The sequence below is a fragment of the Xenorhabdus griffiniae genome (assembly GCF_001028135.1).
Classification (GTDB): domain Bacteria; phylum Pseudomonadota; class Gammaproteobacteria; order Enterobacterales; family Enterobacteriaceae; genus Xenorhabdus; species Xenorhabdus bakwenae.
This window is the reverse complement of record NZ_LDNM01000053.1, coordinates 25,739-41,625: the sequence shown is the minus strand read 5'-3', so window position 1 is coordinate 41,625 and position 15,887 is coordinate 25,739. Positions and strand designations below refer to the sequence as shown.

Below are 15,887 nucleotides of genomic sequence, written 5' to 3'. Positions count from 1 at the left end.
ATGTGGTATTTTGCTTGGATTCTCGGAACGCTCTTAGCTTGTAGCTTTGCTATCATTGCTGCTTTGGCACTTGAGCATAGCGAATCACAGAACGCTTCTGAGAGTGACAAAAAATAATGTTGGCTGATAAATGCTACCAACTTATGGATAAGAGCCTGGTGAGGGCTCTTATCCTCATTATCGCCTTAACACTTGCTGCATGCGTGTTTTGGAACCCTGTACGTTTTGCCGCCAATACCAGTTCACTACAAATATGGCAAGGTATTTTATTGATCTGGACAGTTTGTTCTGGCGTTACTTTTGGTGTTGGTTTTTATCCTAACCGTATTATTTGGCGATTATTTTTTCATCCGTTACCTGCATTTTTCATTCTTCTTTTTGGCTTATATCATTTCTTTAAGTAAACTAATTGTAATTTTATAGGCCATCGGCCTATAAATTTTTTTTACTGACAGGTCATTCCAAAGCGCTATTGTCTTAAGTATAGTGACAGCGTCAATTCGCCTAATTAGGATTATATGAGTAATATGTTATTCCGTTGGCCTATCCGTGTTTACTACGAAGACACAGATGCTAGTGGTGTGGTTTATCACGCTCGGTATTTGGGTTTTTACGAAAGAGCGCGTACAGAGATGTTGCGGGAAAAAGGTTTCCAGCAACAGACTATGCTAGATGAACAAGTTGGCTTTGTTGTTAGTCGTATGACGATTGACTACCGGAAACCAGCAAAACTGGATGACCAACTGTTTGTTGAAAGCGAAGTTACGAATATCCGTGGTGCTTCTCTGACATTTATTCAACGAATTGTTGATTGTAATGGCGTAGTTGTCAGCAGTGCAGAATGCCTTGTTGTCTACGTGAATTCATCTCAAATGAAGCCGATTGCGCTTCCAAAGTCTATTGTCGCGGAGTTTAAGCAGTGACTGACATGAACATCCTTGATTTATTTCTTAAGGCAGGTTTCTTAGTGCAGCTGATCATGCTGATTCTGATTGGCTTTTCTATCGTCTCTTGGGCAATCATTATTCAACGAACAAAAATCCTGAATGCCGCAAGCCGTGAGGCAGAAGCATTTGAAGATAAATTTTGGTCTGGTATTGAATTATCTCGCCTTTACAAAGAAAGTCAGTCACGCCGTGATTCGTTAAGTGGCACTGAGCAGATATTCCATTCCGGGTTTAAAGAATTTGCTCGTTTACATCAGGCAAATAACCCTGTTCCGGAAGCTGTTATCACAGGAACCTCCCGTGCCATGCGGATTTCACTAAATCGTGAATTGGAAGTATTGGAAAATCATATTCCATTTCTGGGTACGGTAGGTTCTATCAGCCCTTATATTGGGTTGTTTGGTACGGTTTGGGGGATCATGCATGCCTTTATTGCGTTGGGAGCGGTTAAACAGGCAACCCTGCAAATGGTTGCGCCGGGGATTGCTGAAGCTTTGATTGCAACAGCTATCGGCCTGTTTGCGGCCATTCCTGCGGTGATGGCCTATAACCGCCTGAACCAGCGGGTTAACAAACTAGAACAAGTTTACGATAACTTTATGGAAGAATTCCTGGCTATCCTGCATCGTCAGGCTTTTGCTTCCAATACTAATAAGTCGTAATAAATCGTAAGGGGAAATCAGCGAATGGCGCACACTCGTAGTCGCAGACGTGAGCTAAAATCCGAGATCAATATCGTCCCCTTGCTGGACGTGTTGCTGGTATTACTGCTTATTTTCATGGCAACAGCACCGATTATCACGCAAAGTGTGGAAGTTGATTTACCTGATTCGGTGGATTCAAAGACCGTTTCCAGCACTGATAATCCGCCGGTCATTGTGGAAGTTTCTGGGGTAGGGCAGTACAACATGATTGTTAATCAGGAGCGTTTGGAATTGTTACCTGAACAGCAAATCGTTGCAGAAGCGCAAACCGTGATGAAAGCCAATCCGAAAACAATTTTCCTGATTGGTGGTTCTAAGGAAGTTCCTTATGATGAAATTATCAAGGCGTTGAATATGCTTCGTCAGGCAGGTGTAAAATCGGTGGGCTTAATGACCCAGCCTATCGGCGCCTGACAGCGGTTGTTACTTAAAGTTTCTGGATGTCGAGCGTGGGAAAGACAAGCGAGCAAAATAATAGGCTGAATCGGGCCATTATCATTTCGGTAATATTGCACATTATCCTGATCGGATTTCTGATTTGGGGTTCTCGGGTGCAAAAAACAGAAATGGGAGGCGGTGGACAAAGCGGTACTGTCATTGATGCTGTTATGGTTGATCCGAATGCGGTCGTTCAGCAATATAATCAGCAGCAACAGCAACAGGCCAATGCACAGCTAGCTGAACAACAGCGGAAGAAAAAAGCTGAGCAACAGGCGGCTGAATTGCGGGCAAAGCAGGCGGAAGAACAGGAACGCTTGAAAGCGGCTGAAGAAGAGCGAATTAAAGCATTGCAGGAAGCTGAAGCGCAGAAAAAACAGTCTGAGATTGCTGCCGCTAAAGCGCGCGAAGACCAAAAGCAGGCAGAAGAAGCGGCGGCAAAAGCACTGGCAGAAAAAGAACGAATTCTAAAAGAGCAAGCGGAAGCCCGCCAGAAAGCGGAAGCTCAGGCGAAGAAAGAAGCGGAAGAGGCGGCAAAACGTAAAGCGGCGGCTGAGGCAAAAGCTAAAACGGAAGCCGAAGCTAAGGCGAAGGCAGAAGCAGTGGCTAAAGCAGAAGCAGAGGCTAAAGCAAAAGCCAAGGCAGAAGCCGTAAAGCAAGCTCAAACGGTTAATGATCTGTTAGGTGGATTAACGTCTAATACCCCTAAGCAGGGGGGAGCGACTGCGGCAGGAAAAGGTGGCGGTAAGAAAAGCGGTCCTTCGGATTCTGATATCAACAATTACAAGGGACAGATTCAGGCTGCAATCCAGCAGAATTTTCGTGATCCAAGCCTGTATATCGGCCGTACTTGTGATTTAAACATAAAACTGGCGTCAGATGGATTACTGATTGATATCAAAGCGGGGGCGGGTGATCCGGCATTATGCCGAGCCGCAATTACTGCCGCAAATTTGGCAAAAAAAATGCCACCTCCACCAAGCAGAGAGGTTTATGAATATTTTAAGAGTTTCACACTAGAATTTAAACCGCAGTAAGTTAAATGTTTGGTAGATAATCGTTATGCTCTAAGCAAACTTTCGAATAATTTATATGTACAAACAAAATTATTAGATTTTATTTAGGTATCTAGTTTTGTTTGTTGGCGTTTGTTAGAATCCGGCGGATTATTGCGGCAGATAAAAGATCGCGATAAGGGAGAGATGATGAAGCAAACTTTTAAACAGATGTTTAAAGTCATATTGGGCTTTCTGGTAATGTGGGCCGCACTTGCTCATGCAGAGGTTCGCATTGAAATTACACAGGGTGTTGATTCTGCCCGTTCTATTGGGGTTGTCCCATTTAAATGGACTGGGGCAGGTGAATCACCTGAAAATATTGGTTCAATTATTGCTGCGGATTTGAGAAACAGTGGAAAATTTAATCCGATTGATTCTGCTCGTATGCCGCAACAACCGACGACTGCATCAGAGGTAACGCCTGCCGCATGGGCTGCGTTAGGGATCGATTCAGTTGTTGTTGGACATATTCAACCCAGTGCTGATGGTAAATTTCTGGTTTCTTATCAGCTTGTTGACGTTGCTGGTGCACCAGGAACGGTATTGTCACAAGAACAATTCACAGTTGAAAAGAAATGGTTACGTTTCTCGGCACACACAGCCAGTAATCAGGTATTTGAAAAACTGACAGGTATTAGAGGTGCATTTACTACCCGTATAGCTTATGTCGTTAAAAATAACAGTGCGGGTAAGTATCGAAATGAGCTGCGTGTTTCTGATTATGACGGTTATAATCAATTTACCGTACATAGCTCACCGGACCCATTGATGTCACCTGCCTGGTCGCCAGATGCTGCCAAACTTGCCTATGTGACATTTGAAGGTGGTCGTTCCTCACTGATTATTCAAACCCTGGCAACAGGTGCAGTACGTCAGGTAGCTTCATTTCCGCGTCATAACGGAGCACCCGCATTTTCTCCAGATGGGACTAAGCTTGCCTTTGCATTATCTAAAACCGGTAGTTTGAATCTTTATGTGATGGATTTAGCGTCTGGTCAAATCCGTCAGATCACTGATGGCCGCAGTAATAATACTGAACCAAGCTGGATGCCGGATAGCCAGACGCTGGTCTATACCTCAGATCAGGGTGGACGTCCACAATTGTATAAAATCGATATTAATGGCGGTGCTCCACAACGCCTAACTTGGGAAGGACCACAAAACCAAGATGCAGATGTTAGCCCTGACGGTAGTTTTATTGTGATGGTTAGCTCAGCGAGTGGCAGTCAGCATATCGCCAAACAGGATCTGGCAACGGGATCTGTCCAAGTCTTGACGGATACGTTTCTGGATGAAACGCCGAGCATCGCACCTAATGGCACTATGGTGATTTATAGCTCCACTCAAGGGTGGGGAACTGTATTGCAGCTAGTTTCGACTGATGGGCGTTTCAAAGCGCGTCTTCCGGCTACCGATGGACAGGTAAAATCCCCTGCCTGGTCGCCGTATCTGTGATGCATAATAATATGTATAGCAAACTATAAAAGGATCAAAGAGATGCAACTGAACAAAGTGCTAAAAGGGCTGATGTTAGCTTTACCAATCATGGCCGTAGCAGCGTGCAGTTCTAACAAAACTGGCAATAATGATCAGTCTGGTGTAAGCACTGTTGATAATTCTTCTAAGACTCTGTCTGCGGAAGAATTAGCACGTCAGCAGATGCAAGAGCTGCAAAACAACAACATCGTATACTTCGGTTTCGATAAGTACGACATCAACAGCGAATTTGCTCAAATGTTGGATGCACACGCGGCCTTCCTGCGTACTAACCCATCTGTTAAAGTGACTATCGAAGGTCACGCGGACGAGCGTGGTACTCCAGAGTACAATATTGCTTTGGGTGAGCGTCGTGCGAACGCAGTGAAAATGTATCTGCAAGGCAAAGGTGTTTCCGCTGATCAGCTTGCTATCGTTTCTTACGGTAAAGAAAAACCAGCTGTACTTGGCCATGACGAAGCAGCATATGCGAAAAATCGTCGCGCTGTGATCGTATACTAAGAGTAATGCATGAACAGTAACTTCAGACGTTATATGTTGGGTCTGTCGTTATTGGTTGGCGTAGCGGCTCCTTGGGCCGCTACCGCCCGAGCGCCAATCAGTAATGTCGGCTCAGGTTCCACAGATGAGCGCCTCTCCCAATTAGAGCGTATTTCTGACGCTCATAGTCAATTATTAACCCAGCTACAGCAACAGCTTTCTGATTCTCAACGTGATATTGATACACTCCGTGGTCAAATTCAGGAAAACCAGTATCAATTAAATCAGATCGTTGAGCGGCAAAAAGATCTTTATCTGCAATTGGATAAAATCACGGATCCATCCAGTGCAGAGAGTTCAGCGCCAGAAAATCGTAATGCTGCGTCTTCGGCATCTGCTGGGAATAAACAATCTGCTGCGTCGACGAGTACAGGAAGTGAAAAAAGTGATTACGATGCCGCCGTTTCTTTGGCTATCAACACCAAAGAATATGATAAAGCGATTGTAGCATTTCAAAATTTTGCCAAATCCTATCCTAAGTCTAAGTATTTGCCGAATGCCAATTATTGGTTAGGGCAGTTGAATTACAATAAAGGCAAGAAAGACGATGCCGCTTACTATTTTGCCACTGTCGTGAAAGACTATCCCAAGTCACCAAAAGGCAGCGATTCCCTGTATAAAGTGGGTTTAATCATGCAGGAAAAAGGGCAAAAGGATAAAGCGAAAGCGGTTTATCAGCAGGTGGTTAAGCAATATCCTGGTACTAATGCAGCCAAAATGGCCGAGAAAAAGCTTTCCGGAATGTAATAATTATCCCCGAAAGGTCAGATATTGGTCTTTTGGGGGATAATTGACTGCTAAATAAGCATTTAAACAAGTTTTCTAAAATAAACGTTGCGTCATGCTGATAAATCAGTAATATATGCCGCCGTTGGCAAGGATAACTGCCAAGCAGATTTAGATGGGTCGTTAGCTCAGTCGGTAGAGCAGTTGACTTTTAATCAATTGGTCGCAGGTTCGAATCCTGCACGACCCACCATCTAAACTCTCACCTCAAGTACTCCTTAGATGGGTCGTTAGCTCAGTCGGTAGAGCAGTTGACTTTTAATCAATTGGTCGCAGGTTCGAATCCTGCACGACCCACCATCTAAATGATTATCTCAACACACCTTAGATAAATTGTTAGCTCAGTCGGCAGAACAATTGACTTTTAATCAATTGATCGCAGCAGATAACTTAATAAGTTGATTACTGACTTCACATTTTTTCCTTATGGTTTTTAAATCGTTAAAATAATTAAAGACTTTTTTTCTTAAATTCGCTATCTTGTTTAGTATGTAAAACAACAAAGCGCAAAATAGCCTGGTTATCTCGTAATTTCATGTTTGTTGTATTGATATACTAAACATTATTTATGGTAAGGATAAGAAAGTATGGATTTTTTCAACATTGATAACATATTAGTGCATATACCTCTAGGAACGGGTGGCTATAACCTTTCATATATTGAAGCAATTGGTACGATAGCAGGGCTGTTATGTATTTGGCTCGCTAGTCAGGAAAAAATCATTAATTACCTGTTTGGATTAATTAATGTCTCACTATTCGCTGTCATCTTCTTTCAAATTCAACTCTACGCTAGCCTCATTCTGCAAATCTTTTTCTTCGCGGCTAATATCTATGGTTGGTATGCATGGAGCCGAGTCAATGAGCAAAAACAAATAGAGCTTAAAATTCGGTGGCTCAACCCTAAACAGATGGCTGTTTTTGCTGCGGTTTCCATCTTTGCCATATTAATCATGACAGTTAATATCGATCAAATATTTGGTTATATGGCAAAAGTGGTAGTGCTCGCCCTACAGGGAATGGGCTTTAATATCATCATGCCTGATTTACAGCCTGATGCTTTCCCATTCTGGGATTCAGTGATGACAGTATTATCCATTGTGGCAATGATACTGATGACGCGTAAGCATGTAGAGAATTGGCTGATTTGGGTCATCATTGATGTTATCAGTGTCGTGATTTATTACTATCAAGGCGTTTTGGCGATGTCGCTGCAATATATTATTTTGACAGGTATTGCATTGAATGGCGCTCATCTGTGGAACAAGGCAGCGAAACAAGCGGATAACATTCAAAAGAAAGTGTAAATTAAACGCGATCATCGGCCATAGATAATGAATGTTCTATGGCCTGTTATTTGATATTTTTCTACAAAACATTCTCTTCTTATTTATCTATTTATTTGAATTAACATCACTTTTACTTTCAATAGCATTTTCCATAAAAAAGTATTCTATTTTTACTCACAAAGATTATTTACAGAACAACGCCTAACAGTTAGATTGAGATCACAAAATTATTTTAAATAACTGTAAACGTATTAGGTGAAAGGATAATGAATTACCAGAATGACGATATAAAAATAAGAAAAATAACGGAATTATTGCCACCAGTTGCATTACTCGAAAAATTTCCGGCGACAGAAGAAAGTGCTATTACTGTTCGTAATGCACGTGAATCTATTCATAATATTTTAATGGGTGAAGATGATCGTCTATTGGTAGTGATTGGTCCATGTTCAATTCATGATCCACAAGCGGCATTAGAATATGCAGAGCGTTTGAGTAAATTACGTGAGAAATTGAAAGCCGATTTGGAAATTATCATGCGGGTTTACTTTGAAAAGCCCCGTACAACTATCGGCTGGAAAGGGTTGATTAACGATCCAGGCATGGATTGCAGTTTTAATATCAATGGCGGATTACGTACTGCCCGTAAATTATTGCTCGATATTAATAATATGGGACTACCTGCGGCAGGTGAATTCCTGGATATGATTACTCCTCAGTATTTAGCCGATCTCATGAGCTGGGGCGCGATAGGGGCACGTACAACGGAGTCTCAAATTCATCGCGAATTGGCATCGGGGTTATCCTGTCCAGTTGGTTTCAAAAATGGCACAGATGGAACAATTAAAGTCGCTATCGATGCGATTAATTCAGCGAGTTCATCGCACTGTTTCTTGTCTGTCACGAAATGGGGTCACTCCGCAATTGTGAATACAATAGGCAACCAAGATTGCCATATTATTCTGCGTGGTGGCAAAGAGCCTAATTACAGTGCCGAACATGTCAGTGCCGTTAAAGAAGGGCTGAAAAAAGCGGGTTTGCCTCCCCGCGTGATGATTGATTTCAGTCATGCAAATAGCGCGAAGCAGTTCAAAAGACAAATGGATGTCGGTGTTGATGTCTGCGGTCAGATTGCGGGGGGTGAGAATGAGATCATGGGTGTTATGGTTGAAAGTCACTTGGTTGAAGGAAGCCAAAGCTTAGAGAATGGTAAACCTTTAGTTTATGGTCAAAGTGTGACCGACGGCTGTATTGGTTGGGAAGATACCGAAATGTTACTGCGTCAGTTGTCTCAGGCCGTTCAGCGTCGCAGAAGCTAATTTATCGCAAAAATGGCATAAAAAGCCGGACATCAGTCCGGCTTTTAACATTCTTTTTATGTAACCTTTGAGGATTACTTCGCTTTACCCTGATTTGCAACTGCCGCCGCTTTTGCGGCGATTTCATCAGCGTTGCCCAGATAGTAGTGTTTGATAGGCTTCATGTTCTCATCAAACTCATAAACCAGTGGTACAGCAGTTGGAATATTCAGTTCAAGAATTTCTTCTTCACTCATATTATCCAGATACTTCACCAATGCACGCAGGGAGTTACCGTGAGCGGCGATAATGACTTTTTCGCCTTTTTCTACGCGTGGCTTGATAACTTCTTCCCAATAAGGAATAACACGTTCAATCGTAGTAGCAAGGCTTTCAGTAACAGGCAGCTCTTCGGGGTTCAGGCTGGCGTAACGAGGATCATGGCCTGGGTAACGTTCATCATCTTTGGTCAAATCAGGAGGTGTAATAGCGAAGCCACGACGCCACAATTTAACTTGATCATCGCCGTATTTGGCGGCGGTTTCTGCTTTATCCAGACCTTGTAATGCGCCGTAGTGACGTTCATTCAGTTTCCAGCTTTTTTCAACTGGCAGCCATTGCTGATCAACCTGATCCAGAATGTTCCACAAAGTGTGAATAGCACGTTTTAGAACAGAAGTGTAGGCGACATCAAAAGTGAAACCTTCTTCTTTCAATAGAAGACCTGCTTGTTGTGCTTCCGAGCGGCCTTTGTCGGACAATTCAACGTCAGTCCAGCCAGTAAAACGGTTCTCTTTGTTCCACTCGCTTTCTCCGTGCCTTACAAGAACCAGTTTAGTTACAGCCATAGCTTAAACTCCTATCAGTACTTTTTAATACAAAATGAAAAGATCGCTGCGGGCATTATAGGGCGCGACAGGCTAAAACGGCAAACAATAGTCTCGTATCTCCTGTTTAAAATCATGTTTGATGATAATTACGGCGATTATATATCTGGAAGGAAGGAGATAGCAGGCAGTTTATGATCTGAACTGTCCCCGAATAGAGGGAGGCAATTCAGATCAAATGGAATTCAGTTTAATGCATGATTACGGATTTTATTGGGTAGGTAAAAAATAGCAGATGCATCAAATTGAGTGAAAAATGGAAAGCAACAGCCACCCATAAACGCCCACTCCACAGCCAGGTCAGGCCATAAATTAACCCTGCCAGCGTAGCAAAAATCATCAGCAAACCGCCACCAGCAAAATGGGCAGCACCAAACAGCAGGGAGGTCATGACAAGGGCTAAGTAAGGATTCATCCATTGACTGAGCTTCTGCTGAATATAGCCACGAAACAGCGCTTCTTCAGCCAAAGAGACAAAGAAAAGATTAGCAATCACAAAGGCAGGGAACCAATTCGGTAAATGAAGTTCAACAGATAATCCGCCTGATACGGTTGCAAGCCATAATAACGCTGGAATAGCGGCGATCAATAATGCCCATCCGTGAGCAGGTGCATCAACCAACGGTTTTCGGATGAACAAAGTCGGCATACAGCATATTAGAATAAATGGCAGCAGCGCCTTGTCAAAGTTGAAGTACATTGAAAAAGGTGCGCTGAACGGGCCTGCCTGCACTTTATCCAGATACTTGAGATTATGGAATCCTGGAATGTAATGCACAAACAATAAAATACCACCGATGAGCAACAACAGCTCTATGACTATTTTGGGGACAAAATGTTTTTTGCTGTTTTTTTGGCAATAAATATATGCCATACCTAAAAGAGCCATCACTGTCAGCGTGATGATAGCAGGATAGGTAAGCACGTTAGTGCTGATCCCAGCAATGATTGCGAAGAGCGCGACGAAAAAAGCAATTTTCTGGCGACTTTCTAAAAGAGCCAATGCAATGGCAAGTAATGCCCAAGCCATATAATTCCCTATTATCTTTAAAAAAACCAATGAAATAGTCTAAAAATGGACGGTGATTTTATAGTAATAGTTAAAAAATTCAAAAATAATCATAAAAAATATCAAAAAAATATGACTTGATTTTATTAAAGAGTGATTAAATCGAACGGTAATAGGAACCCCTCTCCATCAAGAGAGGGATCACAGTAATATGTTGAGCGAAGAATGAAGATTACAGCGATCCTAAGGAAATATTTTCAGTTTCATACCGATAAATATCACCGTCAGGAATAAATCGCAGGCGATGGGTAATGCACTGTGGCGCATCTTCTTGATGATGAGAGACAAACAGAAGCTGCGTATCACCATGAGTAATCATGATATCAATGAAGCGCTGGACTAACTGGCGGTTTAGAGGGTCAAGCCCTTGCAAAGGTTCATCCAGGATCAATAAAGCAGGATGCTTCACCAGCGCGCGGGCAATCAAAACCAGCCGCTGTTGCCCCCATGACAGACTATGAAACGGGCTGGTTGCTGTTGCTCCCGATAACCCCAATAAATCCAGCCATTCATCGGCTAACTGTTGCTGTCGGTCTGAAACGGCCTGATAAAGTCCTATTGAATCGAAGAAACCCGATAGAATAACATTGCGAACGCTGGTACTGACACGATACTCCAGATGAATACTGTTACTGACATAACCAATATGGCGTTTGATGTCCCAAATTGTTTCACCACTTCCCCGTTGTCGGCCAAATAATATTAACTCATTGCTGTAACCTTGCGGGTGATCGCCCGTAATCAGGTTAAGAAGTGTCGATTTTCCGGCGCCATTTTCACCGATGATTTGCCAGTGTTCATTAGGGTTCACTTGCCAGCTTAAGCCGTGCAAAATGGGTTTATCATTGTATTGGACTATAACATCACGCATTGACACTAACGGTTGATCAGCGGGAAGTTGTCCATCCGTGCGGTATTCATCGCTGTCGGGAAGACGAATATTTTTCAGCCCTTCACTGTGTGCTAACTGTGCCACGAGAGATTCTGCCAAAATGCGTTCTTTCTTTCCGGCCAGCGTCAGGTGACAATCCGCCAGTACACCGACTTGTTCGACAAAATCAGGAATTTCATGGAATCGGGTTAAGATTAAAACTAAAGTAATGCCTTTCGCAGCCAGAGAATTTAATAATTGGGCAAGTTGATCTCGAGCATAACTGTCTAAGCCATCAAAAGGTTCATCAAGGATAAGCAGGTCCGGGTTTACCATTAATGCCTGACATAGCAAAACTTTACGAACTTCCCCGGTTGAAAGGTATTTAAATCGTCGTGAGAGCAGATCCTTGATACCAAAATATTCGCTTAATTCAAGACACAATTCATTGTCTTTATGGTGAAGTTGAATGATGTCTGCGGCAGTGCGTCCCGTATCCTCTTCGCCTATACTGAGCAAATCGGTATTGTTGCGTTGCCACTCTTTATCAATCAGTTTTTGTAATTGTTCGAAAGACAGACGTATTGGTGTGCGAAACGAACAATGACGGTCACCTGCCAGTTGGATTAATTCACCCGACAGTGCACGCGCCAATGAAGATTTTCCACTGCCATTTGCGCCAACAAAAGCCCAACTTTCCCCAGAAATCATTTTCAGTGACGGTAGCCGTAGGGTACGAGTGTCACTTAAACGGAAACGACCTTGCGTTATTTGCAATTCAGACATTCTTCTTCCTTTTTAAGCAACATTAATTAAAGGATCACCAGAAATAAGCGGAATAATGTTCAATGTCAATGTGTAGCTGTTTGTTATTCATTGAGGGTTAATCACATTTGCAATTGATTTAGCATAAGGTGGCAATAATCACTTTATCAGCATCGAAAAGTGCAATAACAGCATCATAGGGCTGGAGCGGCAAACGTGCCACTTCCTGATTAGGTAGCGTAGCGCAAAGGGATTCACCGCCATCAAGTGTCAGAATAATTTCACTGTATTCTGTTCCTGTTTCAATATGGCTTATCTGGCCGGAGAGGGTATTATCGAATGAAGCAGAAGAGAGATGATCTTTAGTTAAGGTTATCCACGGCGCTTTTATCGCTGATCCCTGCCTGTTTTGCGCCTTGGCTGATAGAACCCGCGATTTTAATTTGCTTAAGTAACGCAATTCGTCGGGGATCAGCGAACAGGCGTTGTTGCAATTTTAGTGTTAACAATATTTGGGCTTGCATAGTGATTTATTTAGGGTAACTATTTGAGCGTGTTTACAACAGAACCTTAAGAATCGCACGTTTCGTCGGTTACTGTTACTGTTTTATTGTCTATACTCGATAAACTTCAAGTTACAATCCGCAAGACGACGCGAGTCCTTATATTTCCCCGCTGTGCAGGGAAATATAACACGCATCTTGAAGTTGGATTGGTATAGAATAACCCAATTAACGTTTGTGTTATGTCAGATTCAGATATGACACAGTTAATTTGTTAGTCACTCAGGATATGAGGTTAGCATGTTTGAATTGCTTAAAAGTATGGGATTTGCGCTGATCATGGTCCCCGTGATGATGGCGGCTATTTTGGCGTTGATTTACGGGCTTGGAGAATTGTTCAATTGTATCTCCAAAACGGAAAATACCAGTCGTTAGTCTTGAGCTTTGTAATTTCTATTACCCGGTTACCCGGGTAATCATCAATTCCTGCCTTTTCTTTATATGCAACTGTTCATCTGTAACTTTTGCATTGAGATCAACATAAAAGCTAAAACTGGCTCACAACTTGCCGATTAATCTCAGAATAGCGTTTTCATTTAACGTTATATCTTGTTATATGCAACGCACCATATTGATGATCTTAGGTGAGTATAAAATGAAAAATAAAGTTTATCCGTTGCTGACAGGGGCAGTCGTTTCTTTTGCGCTTGCTGGAAATGTCTGGGCAGCTGATAAGGTGACGGTTTTTGCAGCAGCTTCATTAACCAATGCATTGGATGAGATTGCAGCACAGTATAAAAAAGAGCAACGGGGCGATATTGTTGCCTCTTATGCTTCATCATCAACACTGGCTCGCCAGATAGCGCAGGGAGCTACGGCGGATATGTTTCTTTCTGCCGATCAGCAGTGGATGAATTATGCTACTGACAGACAATCCATTGCTGAGAATACCCGTCATACCTTGTTGGGTAACCAGCTCGTCCTGATTGCGCCTAAAGAGAGTCATTTGAATCAAGTTGAGATCAACCGGGAAACAAAATGGCAGTCTTTGCTGGCGGGAGGGCGATTAGCGGTTGGCGATCCTGATCATGTACCCGTTGGTATTTATGCCAAAGAATCGCTGCAATATTTAAATGCATGGGATACGGTTAATCCATTGATGGCGCGTACTAACAATGTACGTAGTGGTATGGCGTTGGTCGAACGCGGCGAAGCCCCGCTGGGCATTGTTTATGGTTCTGATGCCGTTGCCAGCAATAAGGTGAAAATTGTGGGTGTTTTCCCACCTGAAAGCCATAAACCGGTGGAATATCCGATGGCAATAGTCAAAGGTCATGAAAAACAGACCATTCGAGATTTTTATGATTATCTTAAAACCCCTGAAGCCGCTGTTGTTTTTAAACGTTACGGCTTTAGTCCACTGTAGGAACGGATCTTTTGGAGATGTTAAGTGAATATGAATGGCAGGCAATTTTACTGAGCTTAAAAATCTCAGTGATTGCTGTGCTATTCAGTTTGCCATTTGGGATCTTAATGGCATGGATGCTGGCTCGTTGCCAGTTTGTTGGTAAATCCCTGCTTGACAGTATTATTCATCTGCCACTGGTATTACCGCCAGTGGTGGTGGGATATCTGTTACTTATCAGCATGGGGCGGCGTGGAATTATTGGTGAATTTCTTTATGACTGGTTGGGTGTCAGTTTTGCGTTTAATTGGACCGGTGCGGCATTAGCTTCGGCTGTGGTGGCTTTTCCGCTGATGGTCAGGGCCATTCGGTTGTCATTGGAGAGCATTGATCGGCGTCTGGAACAGGCTGCCCGTACTTTGGGCGCAGGTTCGCTTAAAGTCTTTTTCACCATTACCCTGCCGTTGTCATTGCCCGGCATCATTGTTGGCGTAGTATTGGCGTTCGCCCGTTCGCTAGGCGAGTTTGGTGCCACCATTACCTTTGTTTCCAATATTCCGGGGGAAACCCGAACCATTCCCCTTGCTATGTATACCTTGATAGAAACGCCAGGCGCTGAAACCGCCGCCGCCCGTTTGTGCGTCATTGCTATTGTGCTGGCTTTGGTTTCATTGATGCTTTCTGAATGGCTGACACGTTGGGGCAGAAAACGTTTGGGGACCGCATGTTAGAACTGGATTTTGAGCAGCGTTTTGGGGCGCTGCACATGCAGGTGGATACCACTTTGCCAACAGAAAACATTACTGCCCTATTTGGTCTTTCGGGGGCAGGAAAAACCTCACTGATCAATGTGATTGCGGGATTGAGCCGTCCACAAAAAGGCCGCCTTGTTTTAAACGGCGTGACCTTAGTGGATACAGAACAAAATATCTTTGTGCCACCAGAGAAGCGCCGAATTGGTTATGTTTTTCAGGATGCGCGCCTTTTCCCGCATTATCGCGTGAAGGGAAACTTACAATATGGCATGGCACCAGAGATGAAACCCCAGTTTGACAGCATCATTGACCTGTTGGGCATTGAACATTTGCTATCACGTTTCCCCAGCACATTATCTGGTGGAGAAAGACAGAGAATAGCAATTGGCCGTGCATTATTGACTGCCCCTGAAATCCTGCTTATGGATGAACCGCTGGCATCATTAGATTTACCACGTAAACGCGAGTTATTACCTTATCTTGAAAAGTTGTCCGAAGACGTCAAAATCCCGATCCTCTATGTTAGCCACAGTTTGGACGAAATTTTACGTTTGGCAGAGAATATTATTGTCATGGACAACGGAAAAATCAGGGCGACAGGCACTCTGGAAGAGGTCTGGTCGAGCAGTGCACTGCGTCCGTGGCTGCAAAAAGAGAGTTTGGGTAGCATACTAAAAGTTTCTGTGATGGAACATCATCAACGTTATCAAATGACGGCCGTCGCGGTGGCTGACAAACTTCTTTGGTTGCCACAAGTTAATGTTTCTCCGGGAACTGATCTGCGTATCCGCATTGATGCATCTGATGTTTCGTTGGTCTTGGCGCCACCAAAAGCCAGCAGCATCCGTAACACCTTGCAAGTCAAAATTATTGAGCTTTCCGAAGATAATGGTCAGGTTGATGTCAAATTAGCACTGAGTGAACATAGCCTGTGGGCAAGAATTACGCCGTGGGCGCGGGAAGAGCTTAATTTGCGGGTAGGGCAATGGCTATATGCACAGATAAAAAGTGTTTCGTTACATCGTCACCTATAAAGAGGTAGGACATTATATAGGGAGCAGAGCAGTGGACTGAT

At 43.3% G+C, this 15,887-nt stretch carries 19 protein-coding genes, 2 tRNA genes and 1 pseudogene; 17 read left to right on the top strand and 5 right to left on the bottom strand.

Annotated elements, in window-relative coordinates; translation table 11 throughout:
* From cydX to aroG, 13 genes are all read left to right on the top strand, one after another.
* On the top strand, positions 1-117 hold the full coding sequence (gene cydX, locus AAY47_RS20665) for a cytochrome bd-I oxidase subunit CydX (RefSeq protein ID WP_072059785.1): 117 nt from the start codon (positions 1-3) through the stop codon (positions 115-117).
* Positions 117-404: a cyd operon protein YbgE gene (gene ybgE / locus AAY47_RS12315; protein ID WP_047770294.1), complete on the top strand. Its 288-nt coding sequence runs from the start codon at positions 117-119 to the stop codon at positions 402-404. Before cydX ends, ybgE begins: the two co-directional genes overlap by 1 nt.
* Positions 405-518: 114 nt before the next feature.
* On the top strand, positions 519-923 hold the full coding sequence (ybgC, locus tag AAY47_RS12310; RefSeq protein ID WP_047770292.1) for a tol-pal system-associated acyl-CoA thioesterase: 405 nt from the start codon (positions 519-521) through the stop codon (positions 921-923).
* Positions 920-1,609: a Tol-Pal system protein TolQ gene (tolQ, locus tag AAY47_RS12305; protein ID WP_047770290.1), complete on the top strand. Its 690-nt coding sequence runs from the start codon at positions 920-922 to the stop codon at positions 1,607-1,609. Before ybgC ends, tolQ begins: the two co-directional genes overlap by 4 nt.
* Before the next feature lie 24 nt (positions 1,610-1,633).
* A complete protein-coding gene (gene tolR, locus AAY47_RS12300; RefSeq protein ID WP_047770288.1) occupies positions 1,634-2,065 on the top strand; it encodes a colicin uptake protein TolR in 432 nt (143 codons plus the stop codon).
* Between the two features lie 35 nt (positions 2,066-2,100).
* A complete protein-coding gene (tolA, locus tag AAY47_RS12295) occupies positions 2,101-3,126 on the top strand; it encodes a cell envelope integrity protein TolA (protein ID WP_047770286.1) in 1,026 nt (341 codons plus the stop codon).
* 189 nt (positions 3,127-3,315) lie between these two features.
* Entirely contained in the window at positions 3,316-4,602 is a 1,287-nt protein-coding gene (tolB, locus tag AAY47_RS12290; RefSeq protein WP_369813299.1) for a Tol-Pal system beta propeller repeat protein TolB, read from the top strand.
* Positions 4,603-4,644: 42 nt separating this feature from the next.
* Entirely contained in the window at positions 4,645-5,145 is a 501-nt protein-coding gene (pal, locus tag AAY47_RS12285) for a peptidoglycan-associated lipoprotein Pal (protein ID WP_047770281.1), read from the top strand.
* Positions 5,146-5,154: 9 nt separating this feature from the next.
* Complete coding sequence (cpoB, locus tag AAY47_RS12280; protein ID WP_047770279.1) at positions 5,155-5,931, top strand: cell division protein CpoB; 777 nt, start codon at positions 5,155-5,157, stop codon at positions 5,929-5,931.
* 156 nt (positions 5,932-6,087) lie between these two features.
* A tRNA-Lys gene (locus tag AAY47_RS12275) sits at positions 6,088-6,163 on the top strand.
* Positions 6,164-6,194: 31 nt separating this feature from the next.
* A tRNA-Lys gene (locus tag AAY47_RS12270) sits at positions 6,195-6,270 on the top strand.
* A 287-nt stretch (positions 6,271-6,557) separates the two neighbouring features.
* On the top strand, positions 6,558-7,277 hold the full coding sequence (pnuC, locus tag AAY47_RS12265; RefSeq protein WP_047770277.1) for a nicotinamide riboside transporter PnuC: 720 nt from the start codon (positions 6,558-6,560) through the stop codon (positions 7,275-7,277).
* Positions 7,278-7,525: 248 nt separating this feature from the next.
* On the top strand, positions 7,526-8,578 hold the full coding sequence (gene aroG / locus AAY47_RS12260) for a 3-deoxy-7-phosphoheptulonate synthase AroG (protein WP_047770275.1): 1,053 nt from the start codon (positions 7,526-7,528) through the stop codon (positions 8,576-8,578).
* A 74-nt stretch (positions 8,579-8,652) separates the two neighbouring features.
* On the opposite strand, the gene gpmA is transcribed toward aroG, so the two are convergent.
* From gpmA to AAY47_RS23310, 5 genes and pseudogenes are all read right to left on the bottom strand, one after another.
* Positions 8,653-9,405 (bottom strand): 2,3-diphosphoglycerate-dependent phosphoglycerate mutase, encoded by a 753-nt coding sequence (gpmA, locus tag AAY47_RS12255; RefSeq protein ID WP_047770273.1) that lies wholly within the window; start codon positions 9,403-9,405, stop codon positions 8,653-8,655.
* A 229-nt stretch (positions 9,406-9,634) separates the two neighbouring features.
* Positions 9,635-10,474 (bottom strand): CPBP family intramembrane glutamic endopeptidase, encoded by an 840-nt coding sequence (locus tag AAY47_RS12250; protein WP_047770268.1) that lies wholly within the window; start codon positions 10,472-10,474, stop codon positions 9,635-9,637.
* Between the two features lie 211 nt (positions 10,475-10,685).
* Positions 10,686-12,170 carry a molybdate ABC transporter ATP-binding protein ModF gene (gene modF / locus AAY47_RS12245; RefSeq protein WP_047770267.1) on the bottom strand — a complete coding sequence of 495 codons (1,485 nt, stop codon included), beginning with the start codon at positions 12,168-12,170 and terminating at the stop codon, positions 10,686-10,688.
* Between the two features lie 118 nt (positions 12,171-12,288).
* Complete coding sequence (locus AAY47_RS23315; protein WP_419177443.1) at positions 12,289-12,456, bottom strand: TOBE domain-containing protein; 168 nt, start codon at positions 12,454-12,456, stop codon at positions 12,289-12,291.
* 58 nt (positions 12,457-12,514) lie between these two features.
* Positions 12,515-12,673, bottom strand: a pseudogene (locus tag AAY47_RS23310) (molybdenum-dependent transcriptional regulator); the annotation flags it as partial.
* A 279-nt stretch (positions 12,674-12,952) separates the two neighbouring features.
* Here AAY47_RS23310 and AAY47_RS20660 point away from each other — a divergent pair.
* The 4 genes from AAY47_RS20660 to modC all read left to right on the top strand — a co-directional run bounded on the left by AAY47_RS20660 (position 12,953) and on the right by modC (position 15,846).
* Positions 12,953-13,087, top strand: a complete 135-nt coding sequence (locus tag AAY47_RS20660) for an AcrZ family multidrug efflux pump-associated protein (RefSeq protein ID WP_047770265.1) — start codon at positions 12,953-12,955, stop codon at positions 13,085-13,087.
* 220 nt (positions 13,088-13,307) lie between these two features.
* Positions 13,308-14,078 carry a molybdate ABC transporter substrate-binding protein gene (gene modA / locus AAY47_RS12230; RefSeq protein WP_047770263.1) on the top strand — a complete coding sequence of 257 codons (771 nt, stop codon included), beginning with the start codon at positions 13,308-13,310 and terminating at the stop codon, positions 14,076-14,078.
* A 17-nt stretch (positions 14,079-14,095) separates the two neighbouring features.
* On the top strand, positions 14,096-14,788 hold the full coding sequence (gene modB, locus AAY47_RS12225) for a molybdate ABC transporter permease subunit (protein ID WP_047770261.1): 693 nt from the start codon (positions 14,096-14,098) through the stop codon (positions 14,786-14,788).
* A complete protein-coding gene (modC, locus tag AAY47_RS12220) occupies positions 14,782-15,846 on the top strand; it encodes a molybdenum ABC transporter ATP-binding protein ModC (protein ID WP_047770259.1) in 1,065 nt (354 codons plus the stop codon). Before modB ends, modC begins: the two co-directional genes overlap by 7 nt.
* The last annotated feature ends 41 nt before the right edge of the window (positions 15,847-15,887 follow it).

Excerpts from the sequence above, each read along its gene's own strand:
- modB (WP_047770261.1), top strand. The coding sequence starts at position 14,096 with ATGTTAAGTGAATATGAATGGCAGGCAATTTTACTGAGCTTAAAAATC.
- AAY47_RS20660 (WP_047770265.1), top strand. The coding sequence starts at position 12,953 with ATGTTTGAATTGCTTAAAAGTATGGGATTTGCGCTGATCATGGTCCCC.
- modF (WP_047770267.1), bottom strand. The coding sequence starts at position 12,170 with ATGTCTGAATTGCAAATAACGCAAGGTCGTTTCCGTTTAAGTGACACT.
- pal (WP_047770281.1), top strand. The coding sequence starts at position 4,645 with ATGCAACTGAACAAAGTGCTAAAAGGGCTGATGTTAGCTTTACCAATC.
- modC (WP_047770259.1), top strand. The coding sequence starts at position 14,782 with ATGTTAGAACTGGATTTTGAGCAGCGTTTTGGGGCGCTGCACATGCAG.
- tolB (WP_369813299.1), top strand. The coding sequence starts at position 3,316 with ATGTTTAAAGTCATATTGGGCTTTCTGGTAATGTGGGCCGCACTTGCT.
- aroG (WP_047770275.1), top strand. The coding sequence starts at position 7,526 with ATGAATTACCAGAATGACGATATAAAAATAAGAAAAATAACGGAATTA.
- ybgC (WP_047770292.1), top strand. The coding sequence starts at position 519 with ATGAGTAATATGTTATTCCGTTGGCCTATCCGTGTTTACTACGAAGAC.
- cydX (WP_072059785.1), top strand. The coding sequence starts at position 1 with ATGTGGTATTTTGCTTGGATTCTCGGAACGCTCTTAGCTTGTAGCTTT.
- ybgE (WP_047770294.1), top strand. The coding sequence starts at position 117 with ATGTTGGCTGATAAATGCTACCAACTTATGGATAAGAGCCTGGTGAGG.
- modA (WP_047770263.1), top strand. The coding sequence starts at position 13,308 with ATGAAAAATAAAGTTTATCCGTTGCTGACAGGGGCAGTCGTTTCTTTT.
- gpmA (WP_047770273.1), bottom strand. The coding sequence starts at position 9,405 with ATGGCTGTAACTAAACTGGTTCTTGTAAGGCACGGAGAAAGCGAGTGG.
- cpoB (WP_047770279.1), top strand. The coding sequence starts at position 5,155 with ATGAACAGTAACTTCAGACGTTATATGTTGGGTCTGTCGTTATTGGTT.
- pnuC (WP_047770277.1), top strand. The coding sequence starts at position 6,558 with ATGGATTTTTTCAACATTGATAACATATTAGTGCATATACCTCTAGGA.
- AAY47_RS12250 (WP_047770268.1), bottom strand. The coding sequence starts at position 10,474 with ATGGCTTGGGCATTACTTGCCATTGCATTGGCTCTTTTAGAAAGTCGC.
- tolR (WP_047770288.1), top strand. The coding sequence starts at position 1,634 with ATGGCGCACACTCGTAGTCGCAGACGTGAGCTAAAATCCGAGATCAAT.